The sequence below is a fragment of the Roseateles sp. UC29_93 genome (assembly GCF_042695725.1).
In the GTDB taxonomy this organism is placed as follows: Bacteria; Pseudomonadota; Gammaproteobacteria; order Burkholderiales; family Burkholderiaceae_C; genus Roseateles; species Roseateles noduli_A.
On the sequence record NZ_CP170545.1, the window covers coordinates 2,651,968 to 2,674,317 of the forward strand.

Below are 22,350 nucleotides of genomic sequence, written 5' to 3' on the forward strand. Positions count from 1 at the left end.
CGGGCTGACCGGCTCGAAGAATTATTCCGACCGATATCTTTTTCCAGTTGGAAGATTTCTGTCAACTGCTATATTTTTGACTTCAGCTTCCTTTACACATGACTGAACGCCCTGTCCGAGCTCCCCGACACCGCGCCGATGCGGCCTATGCGCGTGGCGAGGAGACCCGTCGCCGCATCATCGACGTCGCGCTGCGGCTGTTCAGCGAGCGCGGTTTCGAAGGCGCGTCGACGCGGGAGATCGCCAAGGCGGCGGGGGTGAACGCGCCGGCGCTGCAGTACTACTTCGACAACAAGGAAGGCGTGTACCGGGCCTGCGCGCAGTACATCGCGGACAGCTCGGCGGCGCATTTCGGACCGGTGGTCGCGCAGACGAAGGCGGTGCTCGCCGACCCGGCGGCGACGCCGGACCAGCTCTTCGAGGCCTTCGGCGTGATGCTGGACGCGCTGACCGATTTCCAGCTGCTGCCCGACGACGCCGAGTACCGCCGCCTGTTCATCGCGCACGAGCAGATCGGGCATGCGCCCGGCGTGCTGTTCGAGATCTTCGACAAGACGATCCGCCCGCAGATGGGTGAGCTGTCGGCACGCGTGGTCGCGCGCTACTGCGGCATGCCGGAGAAGGACCCGCTGCTGGCGATGCGCGTGATGATGCTGTGCGGGCAGGTGATGGTGTTCTCGCTGGGACGACGGACCATGCTGACCAAGCTCGGCTGGGAACGCTTCGGGCCCGAGGAGGTCGCGACGATCAAGCGGTCCTCGCGCGAGCACAGCCGCGTGCTGATGGACAGCTGGCGCGAGGAGTCGCGCAAGAGCGCTGCCGGCCGCTGACGAAGGACGGTGTCCGCGCCTAGGCTTATCGCGGCTCGCTACCGGGATCTGTCAGCAGACCCTGCTGTCAAGCGCATGCCATGCGTCTTCCTACATTGAACGGACCGGTCGCGACGTGCGTCGCCATGCAACGCGGCGCAGCGCGATCGGGCTTGTTCAACGATCCCAGGAACGACCATGGCACTGACCGTCACCACGCACCTCAACTTCCGCGCCCAGGCCCGCGAGGCACTCAACTTCTATCACGGCATCTTCGGCGGTGACCTGATGGCCGTGACCTACGGCGAGGCGCATGCCGCGCGATCCGAAGCCGATACCGCGCTGCTGCTGTTCGGGCAAGTCCTGGCACCGAACGGTTTCCGCGTCATGGCCTACGACGTGCCGACCGAGCTGAGCTGGGACCGCGGCGACCGCTCGTTCTTCGTCTCCATCCAGAGCGGCGAGGCGGAGGAAATCTCGGGCTTCTGGCGGCAGTTGGCCGAGGGCGCCTCGATCCTGCAAGATCTCGCGCCCTCGACCTGGTCGCCGCTCTACGGCATGCTCATCGACAAGTTCGGCGTGACCTGGGTACTCAACGTCGCCACGTCCTGACCGAAGCGCCGCTCGGCGACCCGAGGCGGGCGTCAGGCCTCCTGCCGCAGCAGTTCCACCTGGCGGCCACTCAGCAGCGGCAGGATGCGTTGCACCACCAGCTCCTTGTAGTGGGCCGAGGCGCGATGCGCCTCGATGGCGGCGTGGTCGGCGTAGCGCTCCAGCAGGAGCAGTTCGCCCGGGACGCCGACGCTCTGGAACGCCTCGTAGCCTTGGCATCCCGGCTCGGCCAGCGATTGCTCGCGCAGGCGGGCCACCAGCGCGAGGACCTCCGGTACCGTCTCCGGCGCCATGCGCCAGCGGGCGACGACCACGATCGGACCGCCGGCGCTCATGCCGCGTCCTTGTTCAAGGCGGCCACGATCTCCTTGGCCAGCGGGGCGCCGGACGCCGGGTTCTGACCCGTCATCAGACGGCCGTCGACGACGACCTTGGGCTGCCACACGTCGGCCTTCTCGTAGGTCGCGCCTTGCTCGACCAGCGCGCTCTCCAGCAGGAAGGGCACGTCGGCGATGGCATACCCTTCCTCTTCGGCGTTCGAGAACGCGGTGACGCGTCGACCCTTCAGGAAAGGCGTGCCGTCGTCCAGCGTCGCGCCGGCGAAGGCGACCGGGCCGTGGCACACGGCGGAGACGATCTTGCCGCCGTTCCAGGCGCGGATCACCGCCTGCTTCACGTCGGGATCGGTCGCGATGTCGGCCATCGGGCCGAGGCCGCCGGGGAAGAAGATCGCGTCGTAGTCGAGCACGTCGACCTCCGACAGCTTGCGGCTGCGCGACATGCGGCGGAACGCCGCGCTCTCGCGGAAGGCGCGCTGCGCCGGGTCGGTCTCGTCATACGCATCCGAGGGTGGCGTGCCGCCGAGCGGCGACACGAAATCGACGGCCACGCCGGCGTGGTCGAATACCTCGAACGGATGCGCCACCTCGGCGAAGAAGTAGCCGGTCGGGCGATGGTTCGGGCCGATCTGAGCGGTGTTGGTCAGAACGAAGAGGACATTCTTGACAGTCATGATGAGCTCCTTGGCGGTGCCCGCGTGGCGGGCGATTTGAGGGTCGTCGCTCCCCTGGGGGAGATGAATTTCGACGTCGCCAGGGAATGATGGGCGTTCGACTTCAATTCATGAAATTTATTCGATGGATATCAGTCATTCACAGCGGAGCATGACTCCGGGATTCGTCTGGCTCAGCGAAGCCGCGCGCGTGTTGACCTTCCGCGCGCCGCGCTGGGAGCGGCTCGACGGCGGGCCGTGGACGCTGGTCGTGCTGGTGCTGCTGTCGCTGGCGGTCGGACTCGGCCTGCAGCGCGAGGCGATCGACGGCGCCGCCACCTTCGAGTGGCGCAGCATCTTCAAGAGCTGGAGTGCGACGGTCGTGTCGGTGTGGATCTGCTGGCTGCTGATCGCGTCGCCCAGGCGCCTCGAGCCGGGGCCCGCCAACGTCGGCACGCTGGTGTCGCTGCTCGTCGCCGTCACGGTGCTGCTGAACATCGCCGACGGTCTTGCCGCCAAGCTCGCGCCCGCGGTGTTCGGCCCGGCCGACGCCTGGCCCGATTGGGGCCGGTGGGTCGCGTGGCTGTTTCCGATGGTCTGGGAGGGCCTCGCGAGCCTGCGCCTGTGGTGGCGGCTCACGGCCTCCGGCATGGTGCGCGTGATCGCGCTGCTGCTCACGCCGCTGCCCATCGCGATCAGCGGCTGGCTCGATCCGATGTACTTCTGGTGGCCGGCCCGTTCCGCCGAAGCGCGCGAGGAGTACTCGGGCCTTTCGCTGAGCGAGGACGTCCTCGACACGCAGTCGCAGCTCATCGCCAACGCCCTGCGCGCGTTGCCGCCCTCTCAACCCGGCGTGGTGAATGTCTACGCTGCGACCTACGCGCCGTATGCGTCCGAAGACGTGTTCATGCATGAGAGCGCCGTCGTCGCGAAGACGATGAGCGAGCGCTTCGGCACGTCGGGACGCACCGTCGAGCTGGTGACGAACGCGAAGTCGCAGAACACGCTCCCGTGGGCGACGCGGCCAAACCTCCACAAGACCATCGCGCGCATCGGCGCCGTCATGGACCGCGAGAAGGACGTGCTGTTCCTGCACCTCACTTCGCACGGCGGACGCGACGGGCTGCTCGCCACCGACTCGTATCCGCTGGAGAGCGAGCCGATGACGCCCGCGCTGCTCAAGCAATGGCTCGACGAGGCGGGCATCCGCTGGCGGGTGATCTCGATCTCGGCGTGTTTCTCCGGCAGCTGGATCGAGCCGCTGGCCGACGACGGCACCTTGGTAATGACGGCGGCCGACGCGACGCACACGTCCTATGGCTGCGGCTCGCGCTCGCCGCTGACCTTCTTCGGGCAGGCGATGTATGTCGACGCGCTGAAGGCAACGTGGTCCTTCCGGCAGGCGCATGCGCAGGCGCGCCAGCTGATCGAGGTCCGCGAGAAGGAAGCGGGGAAGACCGATGGCTATTCGAATCCGCAGATCCGCGAAGGCGCGGCGATCGGCGAGGTGCTGAAGCGGCTGGAGGCGCAGCAGAGCGCGCAGACGCGTCGTTGACGGCACCATGAAGAGGACCGCCCTCGGGCGGTCTTCCTTCCTCGCGTCGTCATGTCAGCGCAGGTAGTTGAACACCGTGATCATCACGGCCAGCATCCCGCTGCTACCGAAGACCGACGCCACGACGAAGCGCTGCAGGTCGGAAATCCGTTGGATCAGGTCGCCCCGCAAGTCGGCCAGATCGGTCTTGGTGGCCATGTCCTTTGTCGCGTCGCGAACTTCACTTCGCACGCCCTGTTGAATCGCCTCTGCCGCGGATCGCGCGTCGGCTTCAGACACACCAGCGCCCTTCAGCGCCTGGAAGATCGCTATTTCCATTCATCACCTCACTTTCAGCGAGTCATTGCGGAGAGAGAAACTGTACGCCCGCAGGCCAGACTTGGCACTGACTGGTTCTGAGGTTTCTCGTCGCGATCCGACGCGAATGAGTAGTGGTCCTTCGCAGCAATGAGTGACTGCGGCTTGCGCTGTCGAGCGACCGCAACACCTGACCCTGAATCGGGTGCGGTCATCGCGGCGGCCCATTGCGCGGCCGCATCGATTCGCTCAAAATCACGTCCATCATGAAGACCTCCCAAGTGATCAAGGCGACTTTCGCCACCTGACGCGCCCTCCGATCGCATTCGGAAGGCGTGCGCGCCTTCCGGTCTTCCACAGAACCCCGGCAGGCCCAGCGCCCTCCGGGGTTTTCTGTTTTCCGAGTCCACCCATGCGCACCCGCACCTACGACAAGCTGATCGCGACGATTCCCGCCCGCCGGAGTCGCGTCCGCACGCGCCTGCGCCCAAGCCCACGCTTGCGCCCGCGCACCGCGCTGCACTCCGGCAGTCAGCCGCTTCTCTCGACGCTAGCCCCATCAGGTGAATCCGCCTGAGGGCCGCGTCTTGCCCTCAGATTTCGAAAGAAGGATTCACCATGAACCCGGTCCACAAGCCTCTGCGCAATCTCGGCGTCATCGCCCACGTCGACGCCGGCAAGACCACCACCACCGAACGCATCCTGTTCTACACGGGCGAGAGCCATCGCATCGGCGACGTCAACGACGGCACGACCCGCATGGACTTCGATCCGCAGGAGCGTCGCCGCGGCATCACGATCAACAGCGCCGCCGTGTCCGTCCAATGGAAGGGCACGCAGCTCAACCTGATCGACACGCCCGGGCACATCGACTTCAACATCGAGGTCAACCGCTCGCTGCGCGTGCTCGACGGCGCGGTCGTGGTGTTCGACGGCGTCGCCGGCGTGGAGCCGCAGACCGAGACCAACTGGCGTCTCGCGGACAAGTACCGCGTGCCGCGCATCGCCTTCATCAACAAGCTGGATCGCGTCGGCGCGGACTTCCTGCGCGTCGTGGCCATGATGGAGGACCGTCTCGGTGCGACCGTGCTGCCGCTGCAGCTGCCGATCGGCGCGGAGGGCGACTTCCGCGGCGTCGTCGACCTGATCGCGATGAAGGCGCTGGTCTGGGAACGCGACGACGCGACCGCGCCGTTCGTCGAATCGGACGTGCCCGCCGCGATGCTCGACCAGGCGCGCGCCCATCGCGCCCGCCTGATCGAGACCGTGGTCGAGCAGGACGATGCCGCGCTCGTCGCTTATCTGGACGGTCAGCCGATCGATGACGCCACGCTGCGCCGCTGCGTGCGACGCGGCGTGCTGTCGGGCGCGTTCGTGCCGGCGCTGGCGGGCTCGGCCTTCCGCAATCGCGGGGTGGAGCCGCTGCTGGATGCGGTCGTCGACTACCTGCCGGCACCGGAGGACATCCGCCGCGCCGACATCGACGACGCGGCGGGGTCGCCTTCCGATCCGGACGGCCCCTTCGCGGCGCTCGCCTTCAAGGTGGCGGCGGACGGTCACGGGACGATGGTCTTCGTGCGTGTCTATCGGGGACGTCTGCGACGCGGCGACGCGGTGCTCGACGTCAACACCGGCCGCATGGAACGCGTCGGGCGGCTCTACGAGATCCACGCGGACGACCGCGTCGAGCGTGACGAGTTGCGCGCTGGCGACATCGCGGCGGTGATCGGCCTGAAGGAGACGCTGACCGGTCACACGCTGTGCGACCCGGCGAGTCCGCTGCATCTCGAGGAGATCAGCGTGCCCGAACCGGTGATCGACGTGGCGATCGAGGCGAAGACGCGCGACGACGTGGCCCAGCTGTCGAAGGCGCTGCAATCGATGCTGCGCGAGGACCCGAGCCTGCGGATGCGGTTTGACGCCGAGACCGGGCAGACCATCCTCTCCGGCATGGGCGAGCTGCAGCTGGAGGTCTCGATCGAGAAGCTGCGCGCGCGTCATGGCGTCGAGGTGCAGGTCGGCCGACCGCAGGTGGCGTATCGCGAGACGCTCGGCCGGTCGGTGGACGTGCATCACGTCCACAAGAAGCAGAGCGGCGGCCCCGGGCAGTTCGCCGAGGTCGTGCTGCGCTTCGAGCCGCTGGCGCGCGGCGAGGGCGTGCGCTTCGAGAGCCGCATCGTCGGCGGCGCGATTCCCCGCGAGTTCATTCCCGCGGTGGAGGCGGGCATCCGGCGCGCGGCGCTCAGCGGCGTGATCGCGGGCTTCCCGTGCGTGGACTTCCAGGCCACGCTGCTCGACGGCGGCTTCCACGAGCGCGACTCGTCGGCGATGGCCTTCGAGCTCGCGGCGGCGAATGCGGCGCGCGAAGCCTTTGCGAAGGCCGATGCGCAGCTGCTGGAACCGGTGATGGCGGTGGAAGTCGTCACGCCGGCCGAGTCGCTCGGCGACTGCATCGGCGACCTGAATCGCCGGCGCGGTCTGGTGCGCGGCCAGGCGCTGCGTGGCACCGCGATCGTCGTCGACGCCCAGGTGCCGCTCAGCGAGATGTTCGGCTACATCGGCAACTTGCGCGCGCTCTCGTCGGGACGCGCGTCGTTCTCGATGCAGTTCGAGCGGCACGAACTGGCGCCGCGGAAGGTCCGCGACGCCGTGGTCCAGTGATCGTCTGAAAGCGATGGTCTGACTGCCGCCTCATGAGGCGGCCCCAAGGAGCCCGCGACTGCGGGCTCCTTTTTTCGTCAGTGCGAGGTCTTGCGACGTCGCGTCGTGAACCCCAACGCGCCGAGACCCAGCGCCGCCAGCAGAGCGGAGGTCGGCTCCGGCACCGCAGACACCGCGAGATTGAGCGACGCGTTGAGCGGCTGCACATCGCTCCACAAGTAGCTGAGCCCGTGGTTCAGATTGCGGGCGTCGGTGATCAGGCTGATCTGCGCGAGGCCGCCCTGCAGCGCGTCGAAGTGCAGCGTGCCGAGCAGCAGCGAGCCCTGACCGCCGTTGGCGACGCCGGGGAAGCTCGATCCGCCGAAAGTGCCCGCGCCCAGCCACGGGCTGTCGTCGTCCCAGCCAGCGGCGGCGGTGAAGCTGCCGAAGGAGAGCTTCGTCGTGTCGTAGCTGAGGCGGAAGCCGAAGGACAGCAGTTCCTCATCGGAAGGCAGGCCGCCGAACGGATCGACGAGGCTGATGAGCAGGTCCACGCCTTCACCGACCTTCGCCGGACCGGCGGCGGTGAGCGAGACCGTGGCTGCATGAGCGGTCGTGGCGGCCAGCGAGGCGAACGCCAGCGCAGCGGCGGCGAGCAGGGGCTTGAAGTTCATGAGGGTTCTCACAGGGTGCTGAAGAGCTGGTACCAGACGCGGTAGTCCGCTTGCGTGATGCACTTGTCGCCGTCCATGTCGGCCAGCGGCTCGAAGCGCGTATCGCCGGCGCAGCTGCCGATGGCGTTGCGCAGCGTGTCGCGGTCGGCGGCGGTGACGGCGCCGTCGGCGTTCACGTCGCCGTTCTTGCGGATGCGGACCGACAGGCGCGGCGCGGCCTCGCCGTAGCCGTCGTTGAGGAACAGGCCGAAGAAGTAGTCCCCTTCCGGCTGACCGGCCAGCGAGAACACCTGCGATCCCGACGGGCTCGCCACGTAGTTCCACTTCAGCGAGCCGGGGCCGCCCGGCGTCATGCCGACGCGGTAGAGGCCGATCCAGTTCGTCGTGCTCGACGGCAGCCCGGTCCAGCTCAGCGACACGCCGCCGCCGATGCGCACGCGATCGACGTCGGCCTTGAACGTGGCCGTCGGCGTGCTCGGCGGCAGCACCGGCGGCGCGTTCCACGTGACCTGCGCGAGGCCGTTCAGCACCGGGTCGGTGAAGTCCAGGCCGGCGCCTTCGACGTGACCCGCCAGGCGGCGCAGGAAGGCGTTGTCGCCGTCGACGGTCACGACCAGGTCGTACCAGCCGTAGCTCGACGTCACCGCGCGGCCATGGTCGCGGCTCGAGCCCGCCGGCACGTCGATCGTCACGACGGTCTTGTCGCCGTAGGCGTTGTCGACGATGCGGAAGCGCATCGCCTGCGTGCTCGCATTGCGCAGCGTCAGCGTGACGCTCGCGGTCGCGGGTTGTTCCTTCAGGCTGGTCGCGGCCAGACGGCCGATGCCGTCGAAGCTCATGCGGAACTCGCGCAGGAAGCCGTTGTCGCCGTGCACGGCGAGCTGCATCGGCGCGCTGCTCCAGTTCCAGACTTCCTGGTCGATGCGCTTGCCCGGCTCGACGGTGTAGTGCCACGGGCCGTCGGTGCGCAGCGTCGAATAGACGATGAACGCCGCCGTGACGCTGCCCTCGTTGGCGAAGCTCAGCGCGAACTGGCGCGCGTTGGTCGCGGCGATGCCGTCGACGGTCGAGCGGTACGGCAGCGGCGCCGCGCGGCGCGGGATGCCGCTGGCGGCCTTCTCCTGGCGCGGCAGGCTCTGGTTGGCCGGCGGCAGCGCGTCCTTCGTGCCCCAGCCCTTGAAGTACACGGCGTTGGCCGGCACGCTGGACGGGAACTCGGCGCCGCCGGACTTGAAGTCGAAGGCGCTGGTCATGTCGCCGCAGACCGCGCGGCGCCACGGCGAGATGCCGTTGCACTGCACGCTGCTGCGCGGGTGGCCGAGGGCCACGAGCCATTCCTCGGTGAAGCGGATCAGCGAGGTGTGGTCGAACAGCTGCGAGCAGACGCGGCCGCCCTTGCTCCACGGCGAGATCACCATCGTCGGCACGCGGGGGCCGAGGCCGATCGGCTGGCTGTTGGCGATCTCGCCCTGCGTGGCGTTGGTCATCGTCGTGCGGCCGCGGTCGGTGTTCAGCGGCGCCATCACCGACGGCATGTGGTCGAAGAAGCCGTCGTTCTCGTCGTAGGTCAGGATCAGCGCGGTCCTGGACCAGACCTCGGGCGTCTGCACCAGTGCCTGCAGCAGGCGCGCGGTGAGGTTCTCACCGGCGTTGGGCGTGTCGTCGGGGTGCTCGCAGTACTCGGTCGGCGCGCAGATGTAGGACACGCGCGGCAGGTTGCCGCTGCGCACATCGGCGGCGAACTGGTCGATCAGCCACTGACCCGTGGTGCCCGGCGCGTTCGACTGCGTCGAGCCGGCGGCGAGCGCGCGGCCCTTGCGATACAGCGGCGAGGCGCTGGTCAGCTTCTGCCCGTTCGCGTCGGTGCGGAAGTTCTTGAAGTACTGGAGGTAGTTGTCGCCGTAGTTGTCCCACTCCTGGTAGACCTTCCAGCTCACGCCGGCGGACTCCAGGGTCTCGGCGTAGGTCAGCCACTCGTTGCCCTTGGCGGCGGGGTTGTCGTTGGCGATGTCGCCGTTGTAGGTGCCGTTGGTGACGTTGTAGAGCTTGGAGTCCGAGATGCCGGTCACGACCGCGTTGCTGTGGCCGGTGAGGGCGTAGAAGCGGTTGGGATCGGTCGGTCCGAAGATCGAGCAGTGGTACGCGTCGCAGACAGTGAACGCGTCGGCGAGGGCGTAATAGAAGGGCAGGTCGCTGCGGTCGAAGTAGCCCATGGTGCGCGACGACTTCTTCGGCACCCAGACGTTCCAGTCCTTCCAGGTGGCCTCCGTGCCCTTCCAGCTGTGGTCCAGGCCGACGCGCAGCGCGTTGGTGTTGCGGATGTCGAAGTGGTAGGGCAGGACCTGCGAGCCGACGGCGGTGCCGGGCTGCATCCACACGGGCTGGCCGGAGGGCAGGGCGATGGGGCGCGGATCGCTGTAGCCGCGCACGCCGGCCAGCGTGCCGAAGTAGTGGTCGAAGGAGCGGTTCTCCTGCATCAGGATGACCACGTGCTCCACGTCGGCGAGGGTGCCGGTGGCGTTGTTGGCCGGCGTGGCGAGCGCCTTGCGGAGGGTCTGCGCGAACGAATGGCTGCTGGCCATGCCGGCGACCGCGGCGGTCAGGAAGGACCGGCGGGATGTCGTGCTCATGAAGCTTCACCTGGGAGGTCGTGAAGCGCGTGATTTTTTTCGCGGAGGAAGTCAGCAGCGTGAAGGGATGAAGTAGCGCGTGCGATGGGGGGCGCACGCTGACGTCAGAAGCTGTGCCGCAGGCCGGCCTCGCACCCCTTCGAGTCGCCGCCCGCGGGCAGACCCGGAGGGCCGCCGGGAACCACCGCGGCCGCCCGACCCTTGTTGCTGATCCAGGACGCGGTGGTGTAGAGGGCCGTGCGCTTGGAGAGGCTGTGCACATAGCCCATGGCGAGCTGGGTCGACGCGTTGCCGTCGATGCTCGTCGCGCCGACCCGCCCGTCGAACTTCGCCCGGTTGATCGAGAACTTGAGCTCGCCGGCCACGCCCAGCGGGACGACGGCGCCCAGCAGCATGAGCAGCTGCTTGGCATCGGCGTACTTGAACACGCGCAGCGCGCGGAGAACTTCGCCCCGGCGAGGCTGACGGTGCCGCCGATGCCTGAGTCCTTCAGCTTTCCGGCCGTCGTCAGGTCATTTTCGATCTGCGCATGCGCCACGGAGATCTCGAAGGTCGGTGCCGTGTAGCCCAGGCGGGCGCTCGTCAGCTTGTGCTGTGCATTGGCCGAGAGACCGCCTTCGCCCGCCGCCACCATGACGACGCCCTCCACGCCGCCGAGCTCGCCAGGCAACACGTATTGCACCGCGTTGCTGGATCGGACGGTGGGGGCGAGTCCGGTGCCGAACGCCGACCGCACGGGCCCCACCGCGGTGGTGTTGATGAAGTTGCCGGCGCTGGCGGCGCCCGTGTATCCGAACGGGTCGAACCGCGCCCAGTTGGTGAAGTTGGGTGTGTAGTCGCGGCCGAGGCGAACTTCACCGAGCTGCTTGTCGGCGATGGCGACAATCGCGCGGCGGTCCCAGAACTGCGACGCGGACGCCTGCGTCCCCGAATCGACGAGCACGCCGTGCTCCAGGTTGAAGGAGGCCGTGAGGCCCCCGCCCAGGTCTTCGACGCCGCGTACGCCCAGGCGGCTGGTCATGCCGCTGCCGCTCACGAGCGACTTGATCGAGCCGACGGCGTCGTTGTGGACGTAGCGCATGGCGGAGTCGAGGATCCCGTAGAGCGTGACGGTGCCCTGCGCGTGCGCCGGTGTCGCGATCAGGGGCAGCGTGGCGGCGAAGGCACCCAGGAAGGGGACCAGGGAGGACGGTGGCTTCTGCATGATGCTCTTTCTCCAATGCGCCGTGGCGCTCTCGATCGTTGACGGGTTGAGGACTCGGACAACTGGGACCAGGCATGGCTCCGCCCATGGCGGAGGCATCCGCCATACGCTGGGTCGGTCAAGGGAGGGCTGGCGGAGCGCGAGTGGGACACGAGGCCCGCGGCCTCGATGACCTGGCCCAGGTCATCGATCCGGCGGCGTGGAACCGTGCCAGCCCTTCAGGCGTGGAAGTCGAGGGCTCAGCGCCGGTGGCGTCGAAGCGATCCGGGGCAGCGAGGCTTCTGCGGTCGGGCCGGAGCGGGCGCGTCAGGCGCGCCGACGCTGATCGTGATCGCCGCGGCCAAGGCGCTGCCGGCCCAGCGTTCGATCTGAAGCTGCTGCATGTTTGTCTCCAACGTTTTCTTATCGTGGGGCGTACTCTAGGGAGCGCTGAGCTACTCGGGAATTCGAAAGATAAGATCAACCTATCTGGAATGCCGATCAATCCCGCCACTGAGCCAGCGACTCCTCACGCCGTTGACGCCATGTCCGCAGTCTCCGACCTGCTCGCCGCTTACGACGCGCAACTCCGCTCGGAGGCCGAGACGCCGAGCGCGATTGCGGTCGCGCTGTCGGGGCCGCTGCGGCTGGTGACCTTCGCGCGTGGGCGCGGCTTCGTGACCTACCGGGATCTCGGCGGCGCCGATGCGACGGAGATCCGGCGACTCGTCGGAGCCGCGCTGCGGCACTACCAGGCCGACCCCGCCATCACGCACGTCGAATGGAAGTCGCGGGGGCATGACCTGGCACCGGGGCTGCACGAGGCGCTCATCGAGCACGGTTTCGAGCCCGATCCGCCGGAGTCGATCATGGTCGGCGAGGCGCGGCTGCTGGTCGCCGACGTGCCCTTGCCCGCGGGGGTGACGATCCGCACCATCCGCGCACCGCGGGAGGTCGCGCGCATGTGCGCGATGCAGGCCGAGGTCTTCGGCGACCTTGATCCGGAGCCGATGACCCTGTCGCTGCTGGAACGGCTGGCGCGCAACGACGGCATGTCCTTGTGGATCGCCGAAGCCGACGGCGAGCTCATCACCGCCGGGCGCCTGGAGCCCGTCGCGGGCACGGCCTTCGCCGGCATCTGGGGCGGCGCCACGCGCCCGGCCTGGCGCGGACGAGGCGTCTACCGCGCGCTGACGGCCGCGCGTGCGCGCGCCGCGCTGGCGCTGGGGAAGACGCTGATCCACAGCGATTCCACCGACTTCTCGCGATCCATCCTCGAGGCCTCAGGTCTGGTGAAGGTGTCGACGACGACGCCGTACAACTGGGAGCGCCAGACGGTCCGTGGTGTCACGCCCTCTCCCCTTCGGTCGCGGGAATGATCTCTCGCATCGGAACTGCAGTTTCCTGGCTTGTCGGCCCGGCGCTTGCCGCCGCCCTGATCACCTTCGCCTTGGTCGGAGGAGGCGGCCCCGGGTTCGTGCTTCTGGCGCTGGTCGTCGGTGCGTGGTTCTTGGTGGGGGTTCCGCTGGCGCAGGCCCTGCTGCTCAGGACGCCGAGATTCAAGGGGCGTCACTTCGAGGCATGCGGCATTGCGCTGCTGATCGGCCTGAGCGCGCTGCCGCTCGTCGCGATCCTTGGCAACTTCAACATCTGTTGAGCGCATGCACGGCGCAGGCCGATGCGCCCCTCACTTCGCAGGATTCTCATCCGGGTCCTGCATGCCCCCGGCGGCGTGGCTCCCCCGCCGCCCCGAGTCCAAGTCCCGCACCGAGTCCACCTGCGCCCGCAGCGCCGCCTCCAGCACCGCCGCCGCCGCGTGACCCGCCTTCACGCCCTCCGGCTCCGCCTGCCTTGCCGCCGCCCGCGGGCCTCAGCGGCCCCTGCTTCGGAATCACGACGGACGCCGGGATCGGATCGAGCTCCAGCACCTCGCGGATGAAGTCGCGCAGCGAGGCGACCAGCGCCGCGGTCTCCACCGGCTTGCCCGTGACCATGTCCTGCGCCGCCTGCGCGGCGAGCCGCACCTGCTCATCGGTGCCGAGCAGGATGATGTCGGACAGGGCGGCCTCGACGGCATCGCGCATGCGTCGCGCGCGGTCGGAAGCGCCGATCGCCATCGTGCCCGGCTCCGCGAGCTGGCGCAGTTCCCGCAGATGGCGCGGGTCGACCGCGAGCGTGCCGGTGAACGATCCGCCCAGCGTCTTGTACGCGGCGATGAGCGTCTTCAGCCGCTCATTGATCTGGCGGTTGGCGCGCTCGCGCCGCTGCTGCACCGACTGCATCACGAGCAGTCGCACGCCGACGGCGATGAGCGACACGATGACCAGCCCGATCAAGGTCGAGAGCATCGTCTGCCAGGAAGTGAAGTCGAGGGCGCTGCGCATGGATGGATCTCCGGGATGGCGGGCCTGGGCAAGCCGAAGGCCCGGCACGTGCGGGTACGCCATCCGGCTTATTTCCCGGGTGCGTCGACCCATTCATCATGCGCGTCACGATGTCGCCCCGGCACGCAGGCGCCGTGTCTCGTTCTCATCCCGAGTGGGAGCTTCCCATGCTCATCGGGCACCTTTCCGATCCTCACGTCCGCCCGCGCGGCCAGCTCTACCAGGGCGTCGTCGATTCGAATCAGGCGTTGCGTGAGGCGATCGACCATCTGCTGCGCATGGACCGACAGCCGGACCTGATCCTGGTCACCGGTGATCTGGTCGACGAGGGACGGCCCGACGAATACGAGGTCGCTCGTGAGCTGCTCGACACGCTCGGCCTGCCGTATCTGGTGATTCCCGGGAATCACGACCATCGCGAGCAGTTCCGTGCCGCGTTCGCCGATCTCGGCTATCTGCCCGGCGAAGGGCCGTTGCACTACTGCATGGACGACTATCCCGTCCGCATCATAGGTCTCGACTCCTGCGTCCCTGGCGCGCATCACGGCCATATCGACGAGGCAGGACTGCGGTGGTTGACGGAGACCCTCGCGAGCGATCGATCCAAGCCCACCCTCGTCATGCTGCACCACCCGCCTTTCGCCTGCGGGATTCCCTACATGGACGAGTACCGCTACCTCGACCCGGGTCCGTTGGCGTCCGTGCTGGATCGATGCGCGAATGTCGAGCTCGTCCTCTGCGGTCACGTTCATCGCCCGATGCTGCGGCGCTGGGCCGGCACCGTGGTGTGCGCCTGCCCCAGCACCGTGACCGAGATCGACCTGCAACTGCATCCTGCGGCCGCGCCCAGCAGTCATGCGGGCCCGCGCGGCGTGATGCTTCACCTGTGGGAACCGGGACTCGGCATGGTCAGCCACTTGTCGCAGATCGGCGCGTTCGCGGGGCCCTATCCCTTCGCGTGACGACCGGCCGCGCCCCGATCAGACCCCCGGAATGCCCCGCCGTCGCAGGATGACGTGCGACAGCGCGAGGGCGATGCCGGTGGAGGCGAGGAAGCCGGGCATCGTCCAATCGACCGGAGACGCGTCCCCGAGTCCACAGGCGCCGAGGAGGACGCCCGCTCCGAAGAAGGAGGTCACGGAAAACAGCAGCAGTGGCCTGAGCCTTGCGATGAAGGCGACGGTGCCGCCGGCACCCAGGCGCTGGTCGATGAGGCTCGCGAGCCACGGCGACATGAACGGGGACCGCTTCGTCCAGAAGGACCCAACGCCGATGACCAGCACGGGCATCACCAGCATGAACAGCCGCATCTCCGGCGGTATCGGCATCGGCGTCGGCAACGAGCAGAACAAGCGATCCGGTCCGCTCGTGAGGCTCAGCACGTTGAGCGCGATGAAGGCGATCCAGAGGCCGATGATCAGCGCGGTCGACTTCCAGTCGGAGCCAGTGACGGCGCCAGGAGCGGTCGTCGATCCGCGCGGCACCGGCACCGGCATCGGCGCCGCCACGGGCGGCGGATCTCCCTGCAGCAGATCCCGTCGCCGGAGCGCGATGAACCGCCAGGTCACCAGGCCGCCGAAGGAGAGGACGGCCCAGATGCGAGCGAAGAAGCCGAAGCTCCGTTGCTGGAGCCGGTCGTATTCCGCCTCCGTGATCTCACGCGCCTCCCCGCGATTGATGCGTTCGAAGTAGCGGTCGCCGCTGGCGTGCCATTGACGACTGGTCACGGCACTGCCGTCCGGCGCCTGCCCCAGACCCCACCAGGGTGATGGCCCCCAGCTCGGGACCGCGACGGCGGCGGACACGAGCGCAAGGACCAGCACCCAGGGTGCAAGCAGTTCACCCAGCCGTGGGGAGACGCGCCCCGCGGGTGCGGCTCCCAGACGGCGCGCCGCCCATCCGCTCGCGCCGACCACGATCATGACCGCGATGTGGTTCCACATCAGGAACACGACCAGGTGTGCCCATTCGGGCACCGCGCTGGCAATGATCGCGATCAGGCTGACGACCAGCAGGACGGCTGACAGGCCCATCATCCGACGGGCGCGGCGCAGTTGTTTCTCGGTGGTGGGTTTCTGTTCCTGAGGGGCGGTCATGCGCTTTCAATCCTGGTCGTGGAACGGGGTCGGAGTGACATGCTCAACGCAGCGTCTGCAGCACCGCCCCCAAGGCCAGCGCAGCGATCGCCGCGGCCACCGCCGGGACCAGGAGCCGCTTCTTCGGATAGTGGCTGCCATACGTCTTGATCAAGGCGCGGCTCTGCTTCTGCCCCGCGATGACGTACCAGATGACGTTGACGGCACAGAGCAGGAGGCTGGCCTCGAAGACCACGAACGGTCCGTCGGCGTTCTCATGCAGCGCATAGATCCCGACGAGCGAGAGGGCGCTCAGCAGGATGAAGCTGAGCCATGCGTCGGCGCTGAGCCGTCCATCCCGGATGGCCCGGGCGTTCGCGAGCTGGATCCCCGCGCCGAATGCCGGCGTCAGCAGGAAACCGAGCAGCACGGCGCGGTCCGGACTGAACAGCGGGACCGTCAACGGGATCGTCGCAGGCGCGGCGCTCTCTTCGCCTTCGAGCTGGAACGCGCCAGCGTCGAACTCGGCAATCGCTTCCCGCGCCGCGGGGGCCTGCGAACCAGGGACCAGCACCCGGACGCCACCGACCGCGTGCGCGATCAACGAGTAGCTCTGGACCATCTGGTCGTCCGCCACATGCGGCGTGAGGCCGGCGGCCTCGAGCACACCCCTCAGCAGATGCGCTTCGGTCGGCGTGGTCCGCGTCGCGACGCAGACGAAGTCATCGGATGTCGGCTCGTTGTGTTCTGGCATGGATCCTCCCAGCCGCGAAGCTTAAATCGCTTTGCGACCGGGGCGACCCGTCTGGATGCATGGCGATCACACAGGCACCGCCGCCCTCGGCGCGACCGCCGCCGGCGCATACCGCGTCACATACTGCTGATGCCCGGCATCTGCGCCACGGTCTTGTCGATGCGCGCGGTGATACCGCCGAGGAAGCCGGCGAGCTCGCGATCCCCCATCAGGTCCGCCGACGGATGATGCTGCTCCGGCACCAGCCCCTGGCCGAGCATCACCTGCACCCACGAGTTCTCGGTGAACAGCTCGTTGGGCACGCGGAACACGCGCCCCGTCTCGCGGAACAGGTCCAGCCGGTGCTGCAGCGAGGCCGGCACCGGCATCTCCCGCATGGCCTGCCACATCGGTGAATCCGTCCGCTGCTGCACGTGGTAATGCAGCACGATGAAGTCGCGGATGTGCTCCAGCTCGTCGCGCATCTGCGCGTTGTACTCGTCGATGTCGGACTGGCGGATCCCGTCCTTCGGGAACATCTGCAGCAGCCGGATCGCCGTGCGCTGGATCAGGTGGATGCTGGTCGATTCCAGAGGCTCCAGGAACCCGCTCGACAAGCCCGCGCCGACGCAGTTGCGCTTCCACACCACCTCGCGCTGGCCCGGCTTGAAGCGGATCACGCGATGCGGTGTCAGCACCTCGCCGGCGATGTTGCCGAGCAGCGCGGCGCGCGCCGTCTCGTCGTCGGTGTAGCGGCTGCTGAAGACCACGCCGTTGCCGACGCGATGCTGCAGCGGGATCTGCCACTGCCAGCCCCACGGGTGCGCAATGGCGCGCGTGTACGGCACGGCGTCGCGCACCGACGCCGTCTGCAGCGCGATCGCGCTGTCGCAGGGCAACCAGTGCGACCAGTCCTCGTAACCGACCCCCAGCGCCTGGCCCAGCAGCACCGAGCGCATCCCCGTGCAGTCGACGAAGAGGTCGCCTTCGATCTCCGTCCCGTCCTGCAGCCTCAGCGCGCGGATGTCGCCGTCGGGCTGCATCAGCACCTCGGCGATCTTGCCCTCGAGGCGCTTCACGCCGTAGCCCTCGCTGAACCGGCGCAGGAACTGGCCGTACAGCGTCGCGTCCAGGTGGTACGCGTAGTTGATGCCCTCGTCGGGCAGGTGCGCGAACTTGTTCTCCTTCGCCGCGCGCAGCTCCAGGCAGTAGTCGCCGTAGTCCGACGCGAGGCCGCGCTCGCGGCCCTTCAGCCAGAAGTGCTGGAAGCCCGCCGTCCAGTGGTCGACGCCGGTGCTGCCGAACGCGTGGATGTAGCTGGCGCCCAGGTCGCGCCATCCTTCGAACTGGATGCCCAGCTTGATCGTCGCCTGCGTCGCGGCCATGAACTCGCGCTCGTCGAGCCCGAGCAGCTGGTGGAAGGTCAGCATCGTCGGGATCGTCGCCTCGCCGACGCCCACGGTGCCGATCTCGTCGGACTCGACCAGCCGGATGTCCAGCTGCTTGCCCAGGTGCTTGGAGATGCAGGCCGCCATCATCCAGCCTGCGGTGCCGCCGCCGGCGATGACGACGCGCTTCACCGGACGGCGCGGGGTGGGGGGCTCTGGCGAGGTGAAGGTCATGGCGTCTCCTCCATGGGGGTGGGGGTGTTCAGCGTTGCTTGAGCCGCTGAATCAGATGTCCGCGCAGGTGGCCGGCGCCTTCCGCCGTCAGCGGGGCGAGCGCATGCCGCGCGTGCTCGGGGATGTGGGCCGCCGTGTCGGCGTCCGCGTTGAACACGTAGTGATCGAAGATCCCGCGCCACGCCGCGCGCTGCGGCGCGGGCAGGTCGCGCATCGACAGCAGCGCCTGCATCAGCGCGAACAGCGGCGGGTCCATGTGCGCCGGCGACTGCCGCCACCAGTAGTTGATCAGGACGTTGAACGCATCGAGCGCCTCGACCTGATGCCACCACATGCTCGGGATGTAGAGCGCGTCGCCGGGGCCGAGCTCGGCGACCTGCGCCTGCTCGAGCGCCTGCGCGAAGCGCGGGAATCGCTCGAAGTCCGGGTGTTTCAGATCGACCAGGCTCACCGGCTGACCGGCGGGCGTGAAGTCGATCGGCCCGACGTAGAGATTGGCCAGCTGCTCCGGCGGGAACAGCGTGAAGCGCCGATGCCCGGCCGCGACGCAGGCGATGTTGTCCGGCAGGTCGTAGTGCGGCGCGATGCGGCTGCGATTGCCGAGCCACACGCTGGCCAGCGCGTCCTGCGCCGTGCCTTCGCCGGTCGCCAGCGGTGAGAGGTCCAGGTCGTTCGCGGCCCGGAAGCCCGGCAGGCAGGTGTCCACCGTCGTCGAGCCGACGTAGTAGCAAGGCGGACGTTCGACGTCGGCCAGCTTGAGCAGCTCCTCCATCAGCGCCGGCAGCGGCGCGTCGGCACGACCGAAGTTCATGCCGGTGAGGTCGTCGTTGTAGAAGATGCGGCCGTCGATCTCCGGCGGCCCCGTCATGATGGCCACCGGCGCGCCGCGCCAGCAGCCGTGCAGGTAGTCGACCGCCGCGCGGTCGGAGCGCCGCGCCTCCCGCACCATCGGCCAATGCGACACGAGGCCGCGCAGCACCACCGGCTGCGCGGCCTCGAGCAGGTTCGACGGAAGCCGACCCGGGACCAGGTCCTTGATTTCCAGGATCGGCTTCATGCGGGCAGGGGCCCTCGCGGGCTCAGAACTTGTAGCGGAGTCCCAGCATATAGCGGCGACCCGTCTGCGTGACCGAGTAGACCTCCTCCGTCGTCCGCCCGTGCTGGCGCAGGATCGAATCGCCGACGTTGATCACCTCGGCCTGCAGGCTCAGCTTCTCGCTGAAGTTGTAGCCCAGGCTGATGTCCACCTGCGAGTACGGCTCCGTGAAGATCGGCGCCGAGCGGCCCAGCTGGTTGCCGTCGTTCACCGCGGCCAGGAACTTGTCGCGCCAGTTGTAGGCCACGCGCACGCTGAACCTCGCGTCCTCGTAGAAGCCCACCAGGTTGGCGGAGTCGCTCAGACCCACCAGCGCGTACTGCTGCGCGAAGCTCGCGTTGTCGTACTTCAGTCCCGACTTGACCTTGGTGTAGTTGGCCGCGACGCCGAAGCCCGAGTTCCCGAACGCGTGCTGCACGTTCAGCTCGAAGCCCTTCAGGCTGTTGGACTGCGTGTTGGCCGGCACCGTGATCTGGAAGTTGGCCACCGGATCGCCCGGCTGTCCCACGATCGTTCCCAGCGCATGCCCGTTGCTGTCGCCGGTCTTGGTCACGCCCGGCTGGCCGTTGTAGCGGTTGAGGATGTAGTCGCGGATGCAGGTGATGTCGCTGCCGCAACCGCCGGTGGTCGACGCCTCGTTGTAGTACGCGCCGCCGATCGGCGTGTGCAGGTTGAACGGGGTCGCGTTCTCCAGCGTCGAGCCGATGTAGTTGCTGATGTTCTTGCGGAACACGCCCGCCGCCACGTAGCTCGACCGGGCGTAGTAGTACTCCAGCGAGAAGTCGATGTTCTTCGACTTCAGCGGCTTCAGTCCCGGATTGCCCTGCGAGCCGGTGCCGCCGCTCAGGCGCGCCAGATCGTTCAGCGTCTGTCCGCCCTGGATCGCGTCCCAGCCCGGACGGCCGATGGTCGTGCCGTAGCTGGCGCGCAGCTTCAGCTTGTCGGTCAGGTCGGCCTGGTAGTCGATGTTGGGCAGCCAGTAGCTGTACTTGCCGTCCAGCGTCGTGAAGCCCGGATCGCCCTTCAGCACCGTCAGCTCGTTGTTGGAACCCCAGGTGATCCCCGTGGCGATCGGCACCAGCGCGCTGGAGGTGACCTTGGTCTTCTCGTAGCGCATGCCGACCGTGGCGCTCATCGGCACGCCCAGTTCCCACTCGCGGGTGTACTCGGCGTAGGCGCTGGTGGACTTCTCCGTCGTGCGGCGGTCGGTCGAGAAGACGTTGGACGCGAGGTACTTCGACGGGTCGCTCCAGGACTTCGCCGCCAGGTCGCGGATGGTGCCGAAGTCGAAGGTGTAGAACTGCGTGAACAGGCGCGGGTCGCCGACGCCGCCGATCTTGCCGAAGAAGTCGCGCAGGTCCTGCGGGATCCAGACGTTGTCCGGATAGTTGGCCGGACCGTTGGCCACGCCGCCCCAGTTGTCCAGCTGGACGTTGGAGTAGGCCGAGCGGTTCTTCGCCTTCGTCAGGCCGACGCCGAAGTCCAGCTTCGACTCGTCGCTGATGTCCCAGCTGCCGCGGATCTGCTGCTGGTCCACCTCGGCTTTCATGTAGCTGTTGCGGAAGGACGAGCCCGTCACCTGCTGCAGCGCCGCGTTGCGCGTCGTCGTCGGCATGATCAGGATCGGCAGGTCCTGGCTGAAGTCGACGCCGGTCTGGCCGCGGTTGAAGCTGGCCGTGCCGATCACGTTGTTGCTGCCCCAGGGGCTGTCGGCGCCGGACTTGGCGGTGGACTTGTGCGCGTCGAATTCGAAGCGCAGCTTGTCGGTCGCCTTCCAGTCGAGGTTGAAGCCCAGCGACTTGTTGTCGTTCTTGGTGGCGAAGTCCGCGCCCCCCATGGACAGGTCGGCGTCGCCGCCCGCGATCAGCTCGGTGTAGTTGAGCGGCCGGACACCGGGCCGCCGGTCCACGAGCTCGACGACGGACCGAAGCTGAACCACGCCGACAGGTCGTTGCGGCGCGTGTGCACCTTGTTCTGCGAGGCCGTGTAGTCCAGCGTCGTCGTCAGCGACTTGGTCGGCGCGAACTGGAAGGTCACCTGCCCGTTCGTGCGCTCACGGCGGATGCCGTTCATGTTGTAGTTGACGTTCTGCGGCAGCGAGTAGACGTCATTGGGACCGGGACGGTTGGTGATGCGCTCCGACCCCGGCGCGCCCGGCAGCGGGATCGCGCCGTTGCCCGTCTCGTCGCCCTTGAACGGCAGCCAGCCGTTGGGCACGCCGGCGCTGTTGTAGCCGGCGTCGCGCTTCTGGTAGCTGCCCGAGACGGACACGCCGAACATGCCCTCGCCGAAGGTCGTGCTGTAGATGCCCGACACCTCGGGCGTCACGCTGTCGCCCTTGATGTTGTCCGGCAGGCGCGAGTTGCCGCCGTCGTGCACGGCCTTGACGCCGATGCTGGCGATGGTCTTCTTCGTGTCCAGCGGACGGGCGGTCTTGATGTTGATCGTCGCGCCGATGCCGCCGGTCGGGGCGCTGGCGCGGCTGGTCTTGTAGACCTCCAGCGCGGCGATCGATTCCGTGGCCAGGTTGGCGAAGTCGAAGGCGCGCGAGTTCGACGGACCCGTGTCCGCCAGCGTCGACGCCGGCATCTGGCGGCCGTTGAGCAGCACGAGGTTGAAGTCGGGGCCGACGCCGCGCACGGTGACCTTGGAGCCTTCGCCCATCGAGCGGTCGATCGACACGCCCGAGATGCGCTGCATCGATTCGGCCAGGTTGGTGTCGGGGAACTTGCCGATGTCCTCCGCGACGATGCCGTCGACCACGCCGCGCTGCTGGCGCTTGAGGTTCAGCGAGGTGTCCAGCGACTGGCGGATGCCGGTGACGACGACGGTGTCGATCGTCGCGTCGGCCTTGCGCTGCGCCTCGGAGGCGGCCGCCTCGGGCGCCGCCGGCGCCTGCTGCGCATGCGCGGCAGCGGCGATGAACAACAGGGCGCAGGCGGCCGCCACGGGCTGGCGCTGCGGTCCGCGGACCTGCCGCAGTCGGGTGGGGTGGACGTGCTTCATCTTGTCTCCTTGTTATCTCTCAGTCTTGACCATGACCCCCATG

20 protein-coding genes and 1 pseudogene are annotated in these 22,350 nt (G+C 68.2%); 7 read left to right on the top strand and 14 right to left on the bottom strand.

What is annotated here, in order from left to right:
• The first annotated feature begins 98 nt into the window (after positions 1 to 98).
• Complete coding sequence (locus tag ACFJIX_RS12220) at positions 99 to 830, top strand: CerR family C-terminal domain-containing protein (protein ID WP_377160327.1); 732 nt, start codon at positions 99 to 101, stop codon at positions 828 to 830.
• A gap of 177 nt (positions 831 to 1,007) precedes the next feature.
• The gene (locus ACFJIX_RS12225; RefSeq protein WP_377160329.1) at positions 1,008 to 1,421 is read left to right on the top strand and encodes a VOC family protein; all 414 of its coding nucleotides are present in this window, start codon (positions 1,008 to 1,010) and stop codon (positions 1,419 to 1,421) included.
• A gap of 32 nt (positions 1,422 to 1,453) precedes the next feature.
• Here the strand turns inward: ACFJIX_RS12225 and ACFJIX_RS12230 are convergent, their stop codons facing one another.
• Both ACFJIX_RS12230 and ACFJIX_RS12235 read right to left on the bottom strand, forming a co-directional pair.
• Positions 1,454 to 1,756 (bottom strand): putative quinol monooxygenase, encoded by a 303-nt coding sequence (locus ACFJIX_RS12230; protein ID WP_377160331.1) that lies wholly within the window; start codon positions 1,754 to 1,756, stop codon positions 1,454 to 1,456.
• Positions 1,753 to 2,433 carry a type 1 glutamine amidotransferase domain-containing protein gene (locus ACFJIX_RS12235; RefSeq protein WP_377160333.1) on the bottom strand — a complete coding sequence of 227 codons (681 nt, stop codon included), beginning with the start codon at positions 2,431 to 2,433 and terminating at the stop codon, positions 1,753 to 1,755. Before ACFJIX_RS12235 ends, ACFJIX_RS12230 begins: the two co-directional genes overlap by 4 nt.
• A 151-nt stretch (positions 2,434 to 2,584) precedes the next feature.
• Here ACFJIX_RS12235 and ACFJIX_RS12240 point away from each other — a divergent pair, with 151 nt between their 5' ends.
• Positions 2,585 to 3,967 (top strand): C13 family peptidase, encoded by a 1,383-nt coding sequence (locus ACFJIX_RS12240; protein ID WP_377160335.1) that lies wholly within the window; start codon positions 2,585 to 2,587, stop codon positions 3,965 to 3,967.
• A gap of 54 nt (positions 3,968 to 4,021) precedes the next feature.
• Here ACFJIX_RS12240 and ACFJIX_RS12245 read toward each other — a convergent pair whose 3' ends face one another.
• Complete coding sequence (locus ACFJIX_RS12245; protein ID WP_377160337.1) at positions 4,022 to 4,285, bottom strand: hypothetical protein; 264 nt, start codon at positions 4,283 to 4,285, stop codon at positions 4,022 to 4,024.
• A gap of 597 nt (positions 4,286 to 4,882) precedes the next feature.
• On the opposite strand from ACFJIX_RS12245, the gene fusA reads away from it, so the two are divergent.
• The gene (fusA, locus tag ACFJIX_RS12250; protein WP_377160339.1) at positions 4,883 to 6,925 is read left to right on the top strand and encodes an elongation factor G; all 2,043 of its coding nucleotides are present in this window, start codon (positions 4,883 to 4,885) and stop codon (positions 6,923 to 6,925) included.
• A 77-nt stretch (positions 6,926 to 7,002) separates the two neighbouring features.
• Here fusA and ACFJIX_RS12255 read toward each other — a convergent pair whose 3' ends face one another.
• The 4 genes and pseudogenes from ACFJIX_RS12255 to ACFJIX_RS12270 all read right to left on the bottom strand — a co-directional run.
• Entirely contained in the window at positions 7,003 to 7,578 is a 576-nt protein-coding gene (locus tag ACFJIX_RS12255; protein ID WP_377160341.1) for a cohesin domain-containing protein, read from the bottom strand.
• Positions 7,579 to 7,586: 8 nt separating this feature from the next.
• Positions 7,587 to 10,208: a phosphocholine-specific phospholipase C gene (locus ACFJIX_RS12260; protein ID WP_377160343.1), complete on the bottom strand. Its 2,622-nt coding sequence runs from the start codon at positions 10,206 to 10,208 to the stop codon at positions 7,587 to 7,589.
• Between the two features lie 104 nt (positions 10,209 to 10,312).
• Positions 10,313 to 10,636 carry a porin gene (locus ACFJIX_RS12265; protein WP_377160345.1) on the bottom strand — a complete coding sequence of 108 codons (324 nt, stop codon included), beginning with the start codon at positions 10,634 to 10,636 and terminating at the stop codon, positions 10,313 to 10,315.
• A 68-nt stretch (positions 10,637 to 10,704) separates the two neighbouring features.
• A pseudogene (locus tag ACFJIX_RS12270) lies at positions 10,705 to 11,511 on the bottom strand (porin); the annotation flags it as partial.
• A 425-nt stretch (positions 11,512 to 11,936) separates the two neighbouring features.
• Here ACFJIX_RS12270 and ACFJIX_RS12275 point away from each other — a divergent pair.
• On the top strand, positions 11,937 to 12,770 hold the full coding sequence (locus ACFJIX_RS12275; RefSeq protein WP_377160347.1) for a GNAT family N-acetyltransferase: 834 nt from the start codon (positions 11,937 to 11,939) through the stop codon (positions 12,768 to 12,770).
• Positions 12,767 to 13,048 (top strand): hypothetical protein, encoded by a 282-nt coding sequence (locus ACFJIX_RS12280; RefSeq protein WP_377160349.1) that lies wholly within the window; start codon positions 12,767 to 12,769, stop codon positions 13,046 to 13,048. Before ACFJIX_RS12275 ends, ACFJIX_RS12280 begins: the two co-directional genes overlap by 4 nt.
• A 46-nt stretch (positions 13,049 to 13,094) precedes the next feature.
• On the opposite strand, the gene ACFJIX_RS12285 is transcribed toward ACFJIX_RS12280, so the two are convergent.
• Entirely contained in the window at positions 13,095 to 13,775 is a 681-nt protein-coding gene (locus ACFJIX_RS12285; RefSeq protein ID WP_377160351.1) for a hypothetical protein, read from the bottom strand.
• 98 nt (positions 13,776 to 13,873) lie between these two features.
• Between ACFJIX_RS12285 and ACFJIX_RS12290 the strand changes: the two genes are divergently transcribed.
• Entirely contained in the window at positions 13,874 to 14,737 is an 864-nt protein-coding gene (locus tag ACFJIX_RS12290) for a phosphodiesterase (RefSeq protein ID WP_377160353.1), read from the top strand.
• Between the two features lie 18 nt (positions 14,738 to 14,755).
• Here the strand turns inward: ACFJIX_RS12290 and ACFJIX_RS12295 are convergent, their stop codons facing one another.
• The 6 genes from ACFJIX_RS12295 to ACFJIX_RS12320 form a co-directional block, all read right to left on the bottom strand.
• A complete protein-coding gene (locus tag ACFJIX_RS12295) occupies positions 14,756 to 15,697 on the bottom strand; it encodes a hypothetical protein (RefSeq protein WP_377160355.1) in 942 nt (313 codons plus the stop codon).
• A gap of 217 nt (positions 15,698 to 15,914) precedes the next feature.
• Complete coding sequence (locus ACFJIX_RS12300) at positions 15,915 to 16,604, bottom strand: DUF2007 domain-containing protein (RefSeq protein WP_377160357.1); 690 nt, start codon at positions 16,602 to 16,604, stop codon at positions 15,915 to 15,917.
• 116 nt (positions 16,605 to 16,720) lie between these two features.
• Positions 16,721 to 18,205: a tryptophan halogenase family protein gene (locus ACFJIX_RS12305; protein WP_377160359.1), complete on the bottom strand. Its 1,485-nt coding sequence runs from the start codon at positions 18,203 to 18,205 to the stop codon at positions 16,721 to 16,723.
• A 28-nt stretch (positions 18,206 to 18,233) separates the two neighbouring features.
• Entirely contained in the window at positions 18,234 to 19,262 is a 1,029-nt protein-coding gene (locus tag ACFJIX_RS12310; RefSeq protein WP_377160361.1) for a cupin-like domain-containing protein, read from the bottom strand.
• A 22-nt stretch (positions 19,263 to 19,284) separates the two neighbouring features.
• Positions 19,285 to 21,240 (bottom strand): TonB-dependent receptor, encoded by a 1,956-nt coding sequence (locus ACFJIX_RS12315; protein WP_377160364.1) that lies wholly within the window; start codon positions 21,238 to 21,240, stop codon positions 19,285 to 19,287.
• Positions 21,165 to 22,307: a TonB-dependent receptor plug domain-containing protein gene (locus ACFJIX_RS12320; protein ID WP_377160366.1), complete on the bottom strand. Its 1,143-nt coding sequence runs from the start codon at positions 22,305 to 22,307 to the stop codon at positions 21,165 to 21,167. The genes ACFJIX_RS12315 and ACFJIX_RS12320 overlap by 76 nt, the downstream gene beginning before the upstream one ends.
• Between the last annotated feature and the right edge of the window lie 43 nt (positions 22,308 to 22,350).